The sequence below is a fragment of the Streptomyces sp. NPDC107581 genome, assembly GCF_055657175.1.
The window spans coordinates 1-1129 of record NZ_JBVKBH010000058.1; the positions used below are offsets into that span (position 1 = coordinate 1).

A 1129-nucleotide genomic window follows, 5' to 3' on the forward strand; every position below is an offset into this window, starting at 1 on the left:
TTGCACCAAACGAGTGCACAGACTCTGGGCTCGGGAGCTCAGCGTTCGACTACCTGAATGTGATGCTTCAGCTCCTCGACGATGCGCGTCGTATCGCCGTCTGCGGGCATACGCCAGTCGGTCTCCATGCCCTCTTCGACAGCGGGCTCTGAGCTGAAGCGGATCAGGTTCGGATCGGGCAGGAACGAGTCACGGAGCCAGGCGATGAACACGGCCGCTTCGTGCGGGGTGTTGTCTGTAATGACGATGGTGTCGCGGCCTTCGTTGCTGGCGAAGCCGGTGAACTCGATCCCGTCCTCTGTCACAGCCCAGAAGGACAGCCGCAGTTGCCGGCCCTGCCGGGTCTCGTAGCGGACTTCGGGAAAGGCAGCCTCGAGAGCGGAACCGAAGGCCGCCAGGTCGAGGTTCCAGCCGCTGGGGTTCTTGGCAGGTGCGTAGAGCAGGTAGGTCGTCTGATAGTCGTCGAGGTTCACTGCGGGAGGTCCTTTGCCGTGGGTTTAGGGCACGTAGCGGGAGGTGCCCTTGACGCTCTGTGCTGCCATGAGCGTCTGCCAGTAGGCGGCCGCGTCTTTGTCGTTGGTGATGATCTCCAGGCCCCGGATCTGCTCGTGGTACGTCATGGCCTGCTTGTAGTCGCCGAGCTCGTCCTCATCCTTGCCGACGAGAATGTCCTTCTTGCTCCACTTCTTCTTGCCGTTCTTGTCGTACTTGTCTTCGAGGGCGAAGGTGTCCGGCGTGCGCCACGAGTTCTTCTTGCACTCGTCGTCTTTGTCCTGCACGTACTTGGCGTCGATCATGTAGCCGTCCGCCGGCCGCATGCCATCGGCGGCGATGGCGCCTTTGCGGGCGCCTGCGGGCAGCGGAATGAGGCGCTCGGGATAGCCGGCGGTCCGCATCTGGTAGGCGTTTGCGGGGTCGATCGTGCTGGTGCCCTTTCCACCGAAGCCCAGGGGGCGCAGCGTGTTCACCCAGGTCACGAACGCCTTTCGATCAGCGACGCTGAGCAGCTGCGTCGTGCCTTTCACCGGCGGCAGCGGGTCTTGGTGCAGGACATTTGGGTCGGGGTCACGGTAGGCGGCGGGTATGACACCTGGCAGTTGGCCTTTGTACGACGCGAGGGCCAGGGGGA

At 63.3% G+C, this 1129-nt stretch carries 2 protein-coding genes; both read right to left on the reverse strand.

All coding sequences use genetic code 11. The features are described 5' to 3' along the window. Window positions 1–38: 38 nt before the first annotated feature. Window positions 39–473, reverse strand: coding sequence for a hypothetical protein (locus tag ACZ7P3_RS42495; protein WP_472090044.1), 435 nt, complete (start codon window positions 471–473; stop codon window positions 39–41). 24 nt (window positions 474–497) lie between these two features. Next, window positions 498–1129 (reverse strand): restriction endonuclease fold toxin-2 domain-containing protein (locus ACZ7P3_RS42500; RefSeq protein WP_472090045.1); only part of this gene is annotated, 632 nt, incomplete at its 5' end.